The sequence below is a fragment of the Microcoleus sp. FACHB-672 genome (genome assembly GCF_014695725.1).
Classification (GTDB): Bacteria; Cyanobacteriota; Cyanobacteriia; order Cyanobacteriales; family Oscillatoriaceae; genus FACHB-68.
This window is the reverse complement of sequence record NZ_JACJOU010000019.1, coordinates 384,748-398,739: the sequence shown is the minus strand read 5'-3', so window position 1 is coordinate 398,739 and position 13,992 is coordinate 384,748. Positions and strand designations below refer to the sequence as shown.

Annotated in this window: 14 protein-coding genes and 1 other RNA gene; 11 read left to right on the top strand and 4 right to left on the bottom strand. The window is 48.5% G+C overall.

Annotation, left to right across the window (positions count from 1 at the left end; genetic code table 11):
• The first annotated feature begins 59 nt into the window (after window positions 1-59).
• The gene (cobJ, locus tag H6F56_RS15260) at window positions 60-2,015 is read left to right on the top strand and encodes a precorrin-3B C(17)-methyltransferase (RefSeq protein ID WP_190669603.1); all 1,956 of its coding nucleotides are present in this window, start codon (window positions 60-62) and stop codon (window positions 2,013-2,015) included.
• Here cobJ and H6F56_RS15255 read toward each other — a convergent pair.
• Window positions 1,958-2,368 carry a phage holin family protein gene (locus H6F56_RS15255; RefSeq protein ID WP_190669601.1) on the bottom strand — a complete coding sequence of 137 codons (411 nt, stop codon included), beginning with the start codon at window positions 2,366-2,368 and terminating at the stop codon, window positions 1,958-1,960. The two genes, cobJ and H6F56_RS15255, sit on opposite strands and share 58 nt — an antisense overlap.
• 482 nt (window positions 2,369-2,850) lie before the next feature.
• Between H6F56_RS15255 and H6F56_RS15250 the strand changes: the two genes are divergently transcribed.
• From H6F56_RS15250 to ssrS, 3 genes are all read left to right on the top strand, one after another.
• A complete protein-coding gene (locus H6F56_RS15250; protein WP_190669600.1) occupies window positions 2,851-3,342 on the top strand; it encodes a pentapeptide repeat-containing protein in 492 nt (163 codons plus the stop codon).
• Entirely contained in the window at window positions 3,342-4,499 is a 1,158-nt protein-coding gene (locus H6F56_RS15245; protein WP_199312857.1) for a 5-(carboxyamino)imidazole ribonucleotide synthase, read from the top strand. The genes H6F56_RS15250 and H6F56_RS15245 overlap by 1 nt, the downstream gene beginning before the upstream one ends.
• 42 nt (window positions 4,500-4,541) lie before the next feature.
• A non-coding RNA gene (gene ssrS, locus H6F56_RS15240) (6S RNA) lies at window positions 4,542-4,727 on the top strand.
• Between the two features lie 117 nt (window positions 4,728-4,844).
• Here ssrS and rpsF read toward each other — a convergent pair.
• Window positions 4,845-5,204 (bottom strand): 30S ribosomal protein S6, encoded by a 360-nt coding sequence (rpsF, locus tag H6F56_RS15235; RefSeq protein ID WP_190669598.1) that lies wholly within the window; start codon window positions 5,202-5,204, stop codon window positions 4,845-4,847.
• Between the two features lie 603 nt (window positions 5,205-5,807).
• Here rpsF and H6F56_RS15230 point away from each other — a divergent pair.
• On the top strand, window positions 5,808-6,599 hold the full coding sequence (locus tag H6F56_RS15230; RefSeq protein WP_190669597.1) for a fumarylacetoacetate hydrolase family protein: 792 nt from the start codon (window positions 5,808-5,810) through the stop codon (window positions 6,597-6,599).
• A gap of 43 nt (window positions 6,600-6,642) precedes the next feature.
• Here H6F56_RS15230 and H6F56_RS15225 read toward each other — a convergent pair whose 3' ends face one another.
• The gene (locus tag H6F56_RS15225) at window positions 6,643-7,119 is read right to left on the bottom strand and encodes a Tic20 family protein (RefSeq protein WP_190669595.1); all 477 of its coding nucleotides are present in this window, start codon (window positions 7,117-7,119) and stop codon (window positions 6,643-6,645) included.
• Between the two features lie 131 nt (window positions 7,120-7,250).
• Complete coding sequence (locus H6F56_RS15220; RefSeq protein WP_190669593.1) at window positions 7,251-7,448, bottom strand: hypothetical protein; 198 nt, start codon at window positions 7,446-7,448, stop codon at window positions 7,251-7,253.
• A 323-nt stretch (window positions 7,449-7,771) separates the two neighbouring features.
• Between H6F56_RS15220 and glyA the strand changes: the two genes are divergently transcribed.
• From glyA to H6F56_RS15190, 6 genes are all read left to right on the top strand, one after another.
• On the top strand, window positions 7,772-9,055 hold the full coding sequence (gene glyA / locus H6F56_RS15215) for a serine hydroxymethyltransferase (protein WP_190669591.1): 1,284 nt from the start codon (window positions 7,772-7,774) through the stop codon (window positions 9,053-9,055).
• 681 nt (window positions 9,056-9,736) lie between these two features.
• Window positions 9,737-10,798, top strand: coding sequence for a glycosyltransferase family 4 protein (locus H6F56_RS15210; protein WP_190669589.1), 1,062 nt, complete (start codon window positions 9,737-9,739; stop codon window positions 10,796-10,798).
• Between the two features lie 76 nt (window positions 10,799-10,874).
• Window positions 10,875-12,149, top strand: coding sequence for a competence/damage-inducible protein A (locus tag H6F56_RS15205; protein ID WP_190669587.1), 1,275 nt, complete (start codon window positions 10,875-10,877; stop codon window positions 12,147-12,149).
• 115 nt (window positions 12,150-12,264) lie between these two features.
• Window positions 12,265-12,402, top strand: coding sequence for a hypothetical protein (locus tag H6F56_RS15200; RefSeq protein ID WP_190669585.1), 138 nt, complete (start codon window positions 12,265-12,267; stop codon window positions 12,400-12,402).
• A gap of 31 nt (window positions 12,403-12,433) precedes the next feature.
• A complete protein-coding gene (aroQ, locus tag H6F56_RS15195) occupies window positions 12,434-12,880 on the top strand; it encodes a type II 3-dehydroquinate dehydratase (protein ID WP_199312933.1) in 447 nt (148 codons plus the stop codon).
• A 115-nt stretch (window positions 12,881-12,995) separates the two neighbouring features.
• Entirely contained in the window at window positions 12,996-13,991 is a 996-nt protein-coding gene (locus tag H6F56_RS15190; protein WP_190669583.1) for an ADP-ribosylglycohydrolase family protein, read from the top strand.
• Window position 13,992: the final 1 nt, after the last annotated feature.

The window sequence follows — 13,992 nt, the reverse complement described above, 5'->3', positions numbered from 1 at the left end:
TCTATTCCTTGTTGTGTCAAGCTTGCTAAGCTTAAGTTTATCTATTTATTAAGTTCTCAATGGGATTACTCTTGGCTGAGTTTCAGCCTTTAGCTGCAATTGCTACGACTCCTGCCGGCGCTAAACGCTTGCTGTCTTTCTGTCAGAGTGCTGATGCGACTCTGTGGGTGCCAGAATCCCTATTGGATGTTGTAAAGACGACAGGTGAGCAAAATACTTGTCCTACAATAAAAGCTTACACCGGCTCTCTTAAAGACCACTTGGCTAATATCTGGGCTGATCATGGGGCGTTTGTCTTCAGTCTGGCTGCCGGTGCGGTTGTTCGCCTCATTGCACCCCTTTTGCAGCATAAATCCACTGATCCAGCAGTTGTGGTTCTTGATGAAATCGGCCAGTTTGTGATCAGTTTATGTAGTGGACATCAAGGCGGCGCGGATCAACTGGCAAGGTTAATTGCAAGGCAACTGGGTGCAACTCCTGTTTTAACCGGCGCTTCTGCAGGATTAGGTTTGCCGGCAGTTGATATGCTGGGTTTTCCTTTTGGCTGGCAACGCGGTGAGGGAGATTGGACGGCTGTGAGTGCGGCAGTTGCACGCGGAGAAACTGTAGAAGTCTTTCAAGAAGCCGGTTCAACTCTCTGGCAATCTCACCTACCGGAAGGGCATCCCTTTTATTTTGATAGAGGGGAAGAAAGAGAAAATGCTCCCCCCATGTCCCCTGCCCAAATTAGGATTACTTTTAAAGATCAACTTCTAATATCCCCTTCCCCTATTCCACAAATACACTGGCATCCCAGAGTTTTATGGGTGGGAATCGGCTGTGAACGGGGAACGTCGAGACAATTAATTGAAACAGCGATTCAGCAAATATTTAAAACCCATCACTTCGCGTTAAAAGCGATTGCCGGCATCGCAACTATCGATATAAAAGCGGATGAAGTGGGAATTATTGAACTTTGCCAAGATTGGCACTTGCCGATAAAAACTTTCCCAGCAAAAACATTACGCGGCATCTCTGTTCCAACCCCTTCAACGATTGTAGAAGCAGAAGTTGGAACCCCCAGTGTTGCTGAAGCAGCAGCAATTGCAGCCGGCAATCTATTTTCTAATCCTTTAATGCCGGCAAACAATCCCCTATTAATTTCCAAACAAATTTACCGAGATCCAGAACAACCGGGTGCAGTTACGATTGCGATTGCTCAATCCCAGCAAGAATATACGGGACGTATCGGCACTCTATTTCTGATTGGTACAGGGCCGGGAAAACTCGATCAAATGACGCCAGCGGCTCAAACTGCTGTGACTCAAGCTGATGCCATCATCGGATATTCCCTGTATATCGACCTGATTTCCCCTCTACTGCGTGCCGGTCAAATCGTTGAAGCCCTCCCCATCACCCAAGAACGCCAACGTGCTGAACGCGCAATTGAGCTGGCAAATTGGGGTTTAACCGTTGCCGTTGTCTCATCAGGTGACTGCGGTATCTACGGCATGGCGGGTTTAGTCCTCGAAGAACTCCGCGCCCAAGGGTGGGATGGGAAAGCGCCGGCAGTCCAAGTTTTCCCTGGCATCAGTGCCCTACAATCCGCTGCTTCTCGCGTTGGCGCACCTCTAATGCACGACTTTTGCGCCATCAGCTTGAGCGATTTACTGACGCCTTGGGACGTCATAGAAAAGCGCCTTACAGCCGCCGCAATGGCAGACTTTGTAACAGCGCTTTACAATCCGCGCTCACTCACTCGAACTGAGCAGATTGTGAGCGCCCAGCAAATTTTCTTAAAACATCGTCATCCCAACACGCCGGTGGCTATCGTTCGCTCGGCCTATCGGGAGGATGAAGAAATTACAATCACTACCCTTGAGCAATTCAATGAAATACCCATTAACATGCTGACAACTGTGCTAATTGGCAACAGCAGCACCCGCACCCATGCTGATTGGATGATTACGCCAAGAGGTTATTTGGGATTTGATGCTGAGTCTGGCAAAGAATCAACTCCACGCGAGCCGATTTGAGGTGAATTCGGCACCGGCTGCACAAACTTGCTGACTGCGCCGGAAACAAACGACAGCACGACTGAACCCATCAGGGCGGAAAAGATATTTCCAACGATAAAGCCAGGTGTGACTGCGCCGACTAGCTGAAGTGTGAGGGCGTTAACCACAAACAAAAACAAACCCAAGGTCAAAATTGTAACGGGAAGTGTTAAAACGACCAAAAGCGGTCTGACAATTGCATTGGCTAAGCCCAAGACAACTGCTGCAATGGCGGCAGCCGTAAAAGTTTGAACTTCCATGCCCGGTACAACATAGGAGGTAAAAACCAGGGAGCTGGCTGCAACTAACCAAGTTATTAGAAAGTTTGGCATGATATAACCTTTGTTAAACTTCATCTATCTAGATCCTAGACAAAATGAAGGGCGATCCTGTATACCGGATGAGATAAGCACAAAGACAGAGTTGCCAGCCAAGAAGTCTAAGTAGCTACGCATTTAATTTTTTGTTGAGATAGAGGGGGAGAAGAGGGGTATTGACTGAGGTCAATCTACTGCAAAAAAATAGCGAATTAGCTACGCGTTCGTTTAACAATTTATTTTAAGCAGAAGTTTTTTATGTTTAAAATTTTTGTTATTTTAAAACAACATAAAATCATTTAAAATTTTAAAGCGCTGCCAACTGCTCTGTGACAAGTGAGGGCAATAGCGTTAGCGTAACTGCCGTTAGGCATAGCGGCGCGTCAGCGCTAGCATTCGGCTTATAAATCTTTAGCTCAATTATTTGCTCAGGCCGAATGCTTAGCCCCTACTCCGGGAATATTTGCTCAAGGCGTTCAATTTCATTCGATATTCTTATGATTTTTCGGCGACTGGCTGCATTTCTACTCGCACTGATTTGTTTGTGCCGGCCCTCTCCAGCTCAAGCACTAGACTATCCCCCGCCTCTCTCGTTTAGTAACGCTCAACTTAGCCGGCGAGATTTTTCTGGGCAAACTCTGCAAGTGGCAGAATTTTCTAATGCCAATCTGGAATTTACTAACTTTGCCGATGCCGACTTACGGGGTGCAATCTTTAGTGCCTCTGTCTTAACAAAAGCTAATTTTCACGGTGTAGATTTAACCAACGCAATGGTGGATCGGGTCAACCTTAACGGCGTCGATTTAAGCGATGCGGTTTTGGTAGAAACCATTTTGCTGCAATCAATCTTTAACAATACAAACATCGCCGGCGCTGATTTCACAGATGCCATGCTTGACGGCGCTCAAGTTAAAGAACTCTGCGCTAAAGCTTCCGGTGTTAACTCAAAAACCGGCGTGTCCACTCGTGACTCATTGGGGTGCCGGTAATGGTAATTGAGCGAGTCGGAATCATTGGCGGCGGACAGTTGGCTTGGATGATGGCGGGTGCTGCCGAGAAATTGGGCGTGAAATTAATCATTCAAACGCCCAATCAGAGTGATCCAGCCGTTGCTATTGCTGCGGATACTATTTTGGCACCCATTGATGATGCCGAAGCCACCGCGCAGCTAGCCAGCCGGTGCGACGTGATCACCTTTGAGAATGAATTTGTTAACCTAGACGCCTTAATGCCTCTAGCCGAACAAGGCGTTTGCTTCCGCCCCAGCCTGCAAGTTTTAGCACCCCTGCTAGACAAATACCACCAGCGCTCCTATATGCGGGATTTAGGACTGCCGGTGCCCAAATTTTTCGCTTTAGAAGAAAAATCAAGCCCTCAAGCACCGACTCCCCAAATCAACCCCTCGGATTTCCCGCTGGTGATGAAAGCCCGTCGGCATGGTTATGATGGCCAAGGCACTGCAATCGTCAAAACCCAATCCGAGCTAGAAGCCACTTGGGAGGAATGGAAATATGTGCCGGTGATGCTAGAGGAGTTCGTAGCCTTTGAGCAAGAATTAGCAGTTATTGCCGCTCGTTCCACTGCCGGGGAAATTGCAATTTACCCGATTGTGGAAACCCAGCAAGAAAATCAAGTGTGTCGGCGTGTGATTGTGCCGGCTCATATTGAGCCAAAAACAATAGCAGAGATTCAAGAAATTGCCCGCACCCTTTTAGAAAACTTGCAGGCAGTTGGCATCTTTGGCATTGAACTATTTTTAACTGCCGCTGGACAGGTGCTGATCAATGAAATTGCCCCCCGCACCCACAATTCTGGTCATTTCTCCCTTGATGCCGGTGAAACGTCCCAATTTGAACAGCATCTCAGAGCCGTTTGCGATCTCCCCTTGGGAAATCCAAATTTGAGTTGTGCCGGTGCTTTGATGGTGAACCTGTTGGGTTATGAGCGTTCCCAAAACCCCTACCTTGCCAAACGGCAAAAACTGGCTGAGATTCCTCAAGCTCATGTCCACTGGTACGGCAAGACAGAATCGCGCCCTGGACGTAAATTGGGGCACGTTACTGTTTTGCAAAATTCCCCATCCGCCCACCTGCGGCAAGACAGTCTGAAGCTAGCCCAGATTTGCGACTCAATTTGGTACGGTTGATACCCCCTTGCGAACACCGGCGAAGTGATTACAATAGAAGAGGTTCCACTGAGACGTTGGTGACTGCCAATAATGTTTTATGATCTATGTCTTGTTGAAAAAGGGAACCTAATAGTTTCTAGCAGCAGTAGACCGGCCAAGTAGCCGGAAACTTTAAGCTGGACAATCGGTGCCCACCTGGATTTTTCCAGGTCAAAAACTGAGGTAAGACGGCGTTTCGGTGAACCCACAAAAATTTTCTCCTGTGTCTAGAAGGCAGAGGAGTTTTTGCTTTTCGGTGAACCCACAAAAAATTACTCCCCTGTCCTTTGGACAGGGGAGTTTTTGCAGTCAACCGTAACTAAATTAAACGGCGACGGGTGCGGGTGTAGCTGTAGCTGTGGCAGTGCTCGCGGCTGGTTCTGCCTTCGGCTCAGTTACTTCCTGTTTGATCGTCAGATAACGAATAACTTCATCACTCAAACGCATCGCTCGCTCCAGCAGCGCCACGACGGTTCCTGGTGCCTGGTAGTTCATTTGAATATAAATGCCTTCCCGGTAATTCAGGATTTCGTAGGCTAAGCGGCGCTTGCCCCGATGCTGAGTATCCACCGGCTCTGCTCCGTTATCGCGCAGAATCTTTTGGTACTTGGCAATTGCTTGTTCTGTTAGCTCTTCGCCCATATCTGGACGCAAGATGTACATGGTTTCGTAAATGTAGTTCATGAGTTCCTATCCTTTGGACATTCTCCCTGAGTCAAACCTTCAGGCTTAAGCGGGTAATATTGTTGTGCACACGACAGACCAAACCTACGGTGCCTCCTTTAAACTCAACAGGCAGTGCAGCCGCCTGCGGAGGCATTAAGACCCTTAGCCACAGCAAGTTGAGTGCGCTACAGCAGCCGCTTCTCTTGACTTGCAAAACCTATATCTTAGCATCCAAAACATCTAACTCACAATTGAATTTGTATTGAATGTCTCTCGACACCGGCATCCTTATCCCTTTTAGAAGGAACCAAGCACCCAGTTAGAACAAATCCGGTTAATTAATTTCAACTATTGAGGGATCTGCCAATCGCTAAAACCCTGGCGGCTTATGGATGATGACAGACTACATCCCACCTGAAATCTAAAATTGAACCCTAAAAATCGATACAATTCCCCAGCGTTACTGAAGAACTGAGGCATTACAATATTGTGGATTTTGATCGGATAGTCGTTCATCTTTTCTCATCAACGGGTGCCTCTTAAGCTGTGAGCAGTGAAAATCTACGCTTGAGCTATCTATAGAGAAGCTCAACAATTAATCCTAAAACATAACGCAAAGTCATGGCACAGCGCTACGTCCGCGTCCAAACAGCACAGGGACAGATTCACTATGGTTTATTACAACTAAGCCGAGGCGTTCAGTTACTTGATGCGCCTCCCTGGTTAAAAGGGCAACCTACTGACTTGCACTTAGAACCCGATAATTACCAAATTCTCGCTCCCTGTGCTCCTTCCAAAATTGTTGCAGTTGGCAAAAATTATGTCGATCATGCTGCCGAAATGGGCACACCCGTGCCGGCAGAACCCCTCTTATTCTTGAAACCACCAACTGCTGTTATCGCCACCGAAACACCGATCATCTATCCCCCCCAGTCAAAGCGGGTAGATTACGAAGGAGAACTGGCCCTGATTATTGGCGAACCCTGTGCCGACTGCACCCCAGAACAGACACAAAATAAAATTTGGGGTTACACGATCGCCAACGATGTCACTGCTAGGGATTTGCAGCAGCAGGACGGGCAGTGGACACGAGCCAAAGGATTTAATACCTTTTGCCCCCTTGGGCCGTGGATCGTCCGAGAATTGAGTCCTGGCGCACGTTTGCAAACCTTTGTGAATAACAGCGCTCACCCGGTGCAGTCCTCCTCGATTGATCGGATGGTTTTTCCACCGGATGTCTTGGTATCCTATATCTCTCAAATCATGACTCTTCTGCCCGGAGATGTGGTACTCACCGGCACACCACAAGGCGTTGGGCCATTGCAAATTGGTGATCGGGTTCGCATCGAAATAGAAGGGATTGGCGCGCTGGAAAATACTGTGGTGGCACGGCCATCGTCGAGCCGGCCATAAAGCCTTAAAGTGCTATCAGGGTGTCTTCGCTCCTCACAACTCCCTAACGCACTTGCATATGAACTGCCTCGGAAATCGTCGGGATTTCTGCATAGCGCCCCATCGCCGACTGCACGACGCCATAAATAAAGGCTGCCAACACACCCAGAAATATCATGTTAGATAGCGTTTCCATAACAAATCGGATTTGGAGACCACCTGTTAAAATTGGCAAAATTATCCCGCACAGCATCAAAACGATATCTAACAAAATTGCCTGCATCGTGTTGAAACGAATAAAGTGACTGATCTTTTCGTTTCTAACCACAAGAAGAAACAAGGCAAAGAAAATAATCAAGCCGGCGAAGGGAACTGTGCTATAAATCTTCAACAAGGGTAGCAACGGTAGGAAAATCAACTGTAGGGGTGGAAACTGTGCAAACAAAAACTGTCCAAAGGCTATCCCATCAATGAGGGGAAGCAGATAAGGCAGGCTAGCAAAAATTCGATCTGAAACAGTCGTAGAGCCGCGCCAAGACATGAGGTATCCTCCTGAGCCAGAGTGTGTATCATCAGTTGCGTCTGAACTCAGGATAACGCAGTTGCCGAGAACGCTGGAAGGTCGCGCCGGCTCGCTGCCAAAAGATCGTACTTGAGTTTCACAGCCAAATATCACTCAATATTGGCAATTCGGAAACCCATCTGACATTCATATTGGGCTGGTTGGTGTTCTGCGAGTTGGCTAATTTGGTTGCCACAGCAAAGTTGACCTTTACGCCAGCGAGGCTGACCGCTTTGATCGGCCATTAAACAGGTTTGGCAAACTTGCTGGGGGGAAAGTAACTGATTGTCCATCAAAATAACTAACATTCCACACCTCCGGTGATCCCCTACACCACTGAGTTCATTCTATTCAGGCTTTTCGGGAAAGCGGCAAATTAACACACAGCTTAATGTGCCTATCAAGCGGTTAAAGTATCTGTTGCGTCATTTTTGACAGCGGCCCTCAGTCATCAGTGGCTAAAACTGACCTTCACGATTGGCAAGGGATTTTCCATAAAGCATGGTGTATAATCAATGTTTTTGGGAAACATAGGCAGGCTGAGAAAGCAACCACATTCTTCGTGAATGCAAGCGCCACTGACCTGAGATTAAAGCCATTGTCGAACATTTTTCCTGGGGAGAGAGCTTCCGTGACTCAGACTAATTTTGACTTCCTCGCCAAGAGCGATCCAGATGTTGCCGGCTTCATCGAGCAAGAACTCCATCGGCAGCAGGATCACTTGGAACTTATTGCAAGTGAAAACTTTACCTCACCGGCAGTTCTGTCCGCCCAAGGCTCAGTCTTAACAAACAAGTATGCCGAAGGCTTGCCCGGTAAACGCTATTACGGCGGTTGTGAATTTGTTGACAAAATCGAGCAATTAGCCATCGACCGGGCTAAACAGCTTTTCGGTGCCGCCCACGCTAACGTGCAACCCCACTCAGGCGCACAAGCAAATTTTGCCGTTTTCCTCACCCTGCTCGAGCCTGGGGACACCATTATGGGGATGGATCTCTCACACGGGGGACATTTAACCCACGGTTCTCCAGTGAATGTGTCCGGCAAATGGTTCAACGTCTGTCACTACGGAGTCAGCCCGGAAACAGAGCAGCTAGACTACGACCAGATCCGGGAATTGGCGCTGCAACACCGGCCTAAATTACTGATTTGTGGCTATTCAGCTTATCCCCGCGTCATTCAGTTTGACAAATTCCGGGCCATTGCCGATGAAATCGGTGCCTACTTGCTGGCGGATATCGCCCACATCGCCGGCTTAGTTGCAACCGGCCACCACCCCAACCCCATCTCCCACTGCCACGTCGTCACTACCACCACGCACAAAACCCTGCGTGGCCCTCGCGGCGGTTTAATCCTCACTGGCGATGCTGAACTCGGGAAGAAACTTGATAAATCCGTGTTCCCTGGCACCCAAGGCGGGCCGCTAGAACACGTGATTGCCGGTAAAGCAGTTGCTTTCGGTGAAGCTCTCAAACCAGAATTTAAAACCTATTCTGGCCAAGTGATTGAAAATGCCCGCGCCCTCGCCGCGCAATTGCAAAAACGAGGCATCAAAATTGTTTCAGGCGGCACCGATAACCACCTGATGCTCCTCGATTTGCGTTCTGTTGGCATGACCGGCAAGCAAGCTGACCAGTTAGTGAGCGCAGTCAACATTACAGCCAATAAAAATACTGTTCCCTTTGACCCTGAATCGCCGTTTGTCACCAGTGGTTTACGCCTTGGTTCGCCGGCGATGACTACACGCGGCATGGGAAGTGTGGAATTCACAGAAATTGCTGACATTATTGCGGATCGCTTACTGAATCCGGAAGATGAAGCTATTGCCCAAGATTGCCGTCGGCGAGTGGGTTCTTTGTGCGAGCGTTTCCCCCTGTATCCCCACCTAAATAGTCCTGTGCCTGCTTTAGTCTAAATCAGCCAGGATTAAGGTATTTGGAGATTTGAAAGCTCCGACTCCTCTGGAAAAATTGAGCGGATGAAGTTTTAGCAAATACTCAGGCCGGTTTGCGAAATACTTAATCAGCCTTAAAATGCTCCACCTCTTGCTAAGCAGACGAGGTGAAGCATTTTTTTTTGAGTTTTGATTCCTGATTGCTGAGCTTATTTTTCGTATTTGAAGCCTTACAAACACTGTCCTCTTTTCTTGAGTAGAGTTGGCAGAATCTGGTGAAATTTTACAGATATTTCCTACCCAGAATCGAGCTAAAACGAGCTATAGCAGAGTAAAAGAAAAAGTTATTATTTTTATTTTGCATTGTATTTGCAAAATATCTAATCAGATTAGATATAGCTACAGCTTTAAACTTATTTCAGTTTGAAGCAATTAACGCCCAAGAGAAAATCTAAACCTGAAAATATCAAATTAGATACAGCGTGCTCGAGAGTATCCTTAGCAAGCCATTGTTAAGCCCGTCAAGGCTCCTGCCAGCTTCAATTCTCAAGTCAATTTTGCTGGAATATTGGCAGGGTAAGGGGAAAGGCGACCCAAATTTTAAGATTAGGTTTCCTGGTCAACCAAAAGTAACTGTGAATGTCTGAAATGTAGTAGACTCTGCCTGATACATTCTTCGGCTCGCACCCCAATAATTTTCAGATGCCTTACCATCTGTACCACTTGCTCGCCTTTCTGGTGTCCACCCTCGTTGTCCTGTGGAGCACGCCAGTTGTCAAAACAATCGGTCTTAAAAGTGGCCGCGTAGACCCACCGGGCGGACGTAAAGTCCATCAGCGCCCAATGGTGCGCTTGGGAGGAGTATCTATTTTTGCCGGCACTGTTATAGCACTCCTTGTAGTTTGGGGGTTAGGAGGTTTTGTAGACGCCAGTGGCGAGATTCTCAATCGCGATCAAGAGTATGAAATCTGGGGCGTTACCCTGGGCGGAATTGCTTTTTTTCTCATTGGTTTGGCAGATGACTTGTTTGGCCTTTCGCCTATCAGCCGGCTGTTGATGCAATCAGCAGTTGCCACAATGTCTTGGATGGCTGGCGTCAGTATTGATTTTCTGACAATTCCATTCACCGGACTCACCCAACTGGGTATCCTGAGTCTGCCCATTACCGTGATTTGGTTGGTCGGCATGGCCAATGCCATCAACTGGATTGACGGTTTGGATGGATTAGCTGCCGGTGTCTCTGGCATTGCCGCTGTTGTCATGCTGTTCGTCAGTTTGTTCATGAAACAACCGGCAGCTGCCTTGATCGCAGCAGCTTTAGCCGGTGGAGCACTGGGTTTTCTGCGCTACAACTTCAACCCAGCTCAGATTTTTATGGGAGATGGAGGAGCCTATTTTATGGGCTTCACCCTGGCCGGCGTTGGCGTCATAGGTTTAGTTAAAGGCACCGCTGTTACCGCTGTGTTGATGCCCTACCTCATTCTGGCCGTCCCGATTTTGGATATGTCTGCTGTCATTCTGTCTCGCTTACGCAATGGCAAATCGCCTTTCACTGCCGATAAACGTCACCTGCATCACCGGCTGCTAGAAGCCGGTTTGTCCCACAGATTAACGGTTCTGTTTATTTACGCCCTCACTTTATGGGTGGGGAGTTTAGCCCTCGCTTTTTCCGGGATACCGAGTGGCATCGCTTACGCATCGGGTGCGACCGCATTACTAAGCTATGCTAGCTGGCGAGTTTGGAAGCACGCCCGGCAATCTTAAGCGAAGGTAGATTTTAGATTTGCGCTCTCCAACACCGTTTAAAATCTACAATCTACAATCTAAACTCGAAAACTCCATGAGTGCTGAAATTATCTGTGTCGGCACAGAACTTCTACTGGGCGACATTCTCAATAGCAATGCCCAATTTCTGGCCCAACAACTGGCCCAACTGGGAATCCCGCACTATTTTCAAACGGTGGTGGGAGATAATCCAGACCGGCTTAAACAAGTATTGGCCATTGCTTGCGAACGATCAGGGGTGCTGATTTTTACCGGCGGTCTTGGCCCAACGCCGGATGACCTCACCCATGAAACGTTAGCCGACTTTTTTGGTGTGCCTCTAGTTGAACGTCCTGAGATTCTAGAAGATATCGCTCAGAAATACGCCCAACGTGGGCGAACAATGGCTCCCAGCAACCGCAAACAAGCGTTAATTCCACGCGGAGCTGAAATTTTACCCAATCCAGCAGGCACTGCCCCAGGCATCATCTGGCAACCCCGTAACGGCTTAAGCATTCTGACTTTTCCCGGTGTGCCTGGGGAGATGTATGGGATGTGGAGAGAAACTGCTGTGCCTTATTTAAAAAGTCAGGGGTGGGGTCAAGAAATTATTTACAGCCGGACGTTAAAGTTTTGGGGCATTGCTGAATCGACCTTGGCGGAAAAAGTCTCTGCGTTTCTTAATTTACCAAACCCGACGGTTGCGCCTTATGCAAGTCGGGGGGAGGTGAAATTGCGGCTTTCAGCTCGTGCCGGCTCAGAAATGGAGGCAATTGAGCTAATTACGCCCGTTGAGAAGCAACTGCAACAAATTGCGGGACTTGACTATTACGGGGCAGATGACGAGACTCTCCCGGTCGTGGTGGGCCGGCTGTTACAGAATGCCGGTGAAACGCTGGTTGTGGCCGAGTCCTGTACCGGCGGTGGACTTGGGCAAATGCTGACTGAGGTAGCCGGCAGTTCTAATTATTTCCTTGGCGGTGTCATTTCCTATGACAATCAAGTGAAAATTTCTCTCTTAGGTGTGAATTCTGAAGATTTAGATCAGTTTGGTGCCGTTAGCGATACAGTGGCCAAGCAAATGGCCGGCGGCGTCCGATCTAGATTGGTTGCGGGTTGGGGGCTAAGTATCACCGGCATTGCTGGGCCTGGAGGGGGGAGCGAGACTAAACCTGTAGGCTTAGTTTATATTGGTCTAGCTGGGTCTGCCGGTGAAGTGGAAAGTTTTGAATACCGATTTGGTCCGCTACGGGATCGGGCTTTAATTCGCCACGTCAGCGCCTGCGCGGCCCTCGACCACCTGCGACGAAAATTGTTAAGCCGGCAGCCTCTCGAAAATTTCGTTCCTTGACCTATTGGGATCATTCGTTATGATCGAATAAAGAACTAAAATGCTGCTTGCCTCACTTAAAAATCTTTCGTGGGTAAGCAGTCGCTCAGGCTGAAATTAAGGAGCTTTGTGTTCAATGGATTTCATTGATAACATACTGGAAAAACTTAAGGAATGGGCGCGAAAGCTAATTGAAGCACTGTTAGGGCCAGACGCTCAGCCCGAACCCGAACCGATTCCAGTGCCAGTCAGCGAACCAAAAGGCCGGCGGTAATTTGTTGAGTAACGAACAGAGACAGTTGCGCCTGTTAAGTATCCTTGTGCTGCATGGGCCAAATCTAAACCTCCTGGGTCAGCGAGAACCGGGAGTTTATGGCTCTGTAACTTTAGATGAAATCAACCGCCTACTAGAAAATGAGGCAGGAGCGCTAGGATCGAAAGTCTCTACGCTACAGTCGAATCATGAAGGCGTAATTGTGGATGCCATTCATTCGGCATCTGGCAATCATCAAGGGATTTTAATTAATGCAGGTGCTTATACCCATACCAGTGTGGCGATTCGAGATGCAATCGCCGCGGTGGCGATTCCTACGGTAGAAGTGCACCTAAGTAACATTTACCGCCGAGAAGCTTTTCGTCACCACTCCTTTATTGCGCCTGTGGCTATCGGACAGATCAGTGGCTTTGGCGCAGACAGTTATCGCCTCGGTTTACACGCTCTGCTGGTCCATCTGAGAAAGGATGAAGCATGAAGGGACAAGGCAAAGGGCTAAAGGCAAAGACAAAAAACAAAATTATTATTTTTAATGCAGCCGCCCGGTTAATGCTTGTGTTCAGTATTGGGCACTCAGCAAGGGGCGCTAAGCGATGCAATACTCAATCCTAAGCCGGTTTGAAGCAGCCTTATTGGGGGCTGCAGTTGGAGAAGCTTTGGGGGCTGAGTATCAAATTAGTTCACAGATGTCATTGGCGCATTTGTGGACGGGTGTGAGCCACCAAGGATTGAGCCGGTTCAGTCGTGATTCTCAAAATTACGCTGTACTACCAAGCTGGGGAGACATCGCAGTTGCCGGCGCTCAAAGCTTGATTCAAGCCGGCAGGTTAGATTTAAATCAGTGGCGGGCCAAATGGGAGAAAATCCCTCCTGAGCTTTTCACCGGCACTGAAGCAGTCGTAGCAACGCTACCAGTGGCGCTGTTTTTTCACGAAAATGAGGCCAAACGGCAAACACAACTGCAACAGGCGGTTGCAAGTGTGCCGAATGCTCTACAGTCGCGCGATGGAGTTTTGGCGGTTGGGTTTGCCCTGACTCAGGCGCTGAAAGAAAAACTCGACGCTGCGACTTTGATTCCCCAAATGCTCGATTATCTCGAAGAAACCCTTGCTGATGAGGTGGATCGAGCTTTTGTGTCGCAATTGGGGCAGGTTCAGACTTTATTACAGCAAAGAGCCGGTTTAGAAATGGCTAAGCTCATGTTGGTGCGGCATCATGAAGCCACACCCAACACCACGCCTATTGCTTTAGCGCTGTATTGTTTTTTAAGCACGTTAGAAGATTTGCGCCTGTCTGTGATTCGGGCTGCTCGCATCGGCAGGGCACCACAAATCACTTGCGCGATCACCGGCGCTTTATCGGGAGCTTACAACAGCACTGCCGGCTTACCCGTGGCATGGCGCACACAATCAAGCCAACCGGAAATGGATTCTAATATCCGGTTGTGGGGTGTAGGGGTGACAGAGATTCTACAGCTCGCAGCTCGCTTGGTGGCTGCGTGGTCTGGTGTTTATGAGGTTTCAGACGTTTCACTTGAATCGGGCCGCTTGAGGGCGGTTGCAGCGCCCCAAGTCATGAGGCTTCGTTAAT

Coding starts and splice junctions, on each gene's coding strand:
- cobJ (WP_190669603.1), top strand. CDS start 60: ATGGGATTACTCTTGGCTGAGTTTCAGCCTTTAGCTGCAATTGCTACG.
- H6F56_RS15255 (WP_190669601.1), bottom strand. CDS start 2,368: ATGCCAAACTTTCTAATAACTTGGTTAGTTGCAGCCAGCTCCCTGGTT.
- H6F56_RS15250 (WP_190669600.1), top strand. CDS start 2,851: ATGATTTTTCGGCGACTGGCTGCATTTCTACTCGCACTGATTTGTTTG.
- H6F56_RS15245 (WP_199312857.1), top strand. CDS start 3,342: ATGGTAATTGAGCGAGTCGGAATCATTGGCGGCGGACAGTTGGCTTGG.
- rpsF (WP_190669598.1), bottom strand. CDS start 5,204: ATGAACTACATTTACGAAACCATGTACATCTTGCGTCCAGATATGGGC.
- H6F56_RS15230 (WP_190669597.1), top strand. CDS start 5,808: ATGGCACAGCGCTACGTCCGCGTCCAAACAGCACAGGGACAGATTCAC.
- H6F56_RS15225 (WP_190669595.1), bottom strand. CDS start 7,119: ATGTCTTGGCGCGGCTCTACGACTGTTTCAGATCGAATTTTTGCTAGC.
- H6F56_RS15220 (WP_190669593.1), bottom strand. CDS start 7,448: ATGTTAGTTATTTTGATGGACAATCAGTTACTTTCCCCCCAGCAAGTT.
- H6F56_RS15210 (WP_190669589.1), top strand. CDS start 9,737: ATGCCTTACCATCTGTACCACTTGCTCGCCTTTCTGGTGTCCACCCTC.
- H6F56_RS15205 (WP_190669587.1), top strand. CDS start 10,875: ATGAGTGCTGAAATTATCTGTGTCGGCACAGAACTTCTACTGGGCGAC.
- H6F56_RS15200 (WP_190669585.1), top strand. CDS start 12,265: ATGGATTTCATTGATAACATACTGGAAAAACTTAAGGAATGGGCGCGA.
- H6F56_RS15190 (WP_190669583.1), top strand. CDS start 12,996: ATGCAATACTCAATCCTAAGCCGGTTTGAAGCAGCCTTATTGGGGGCT.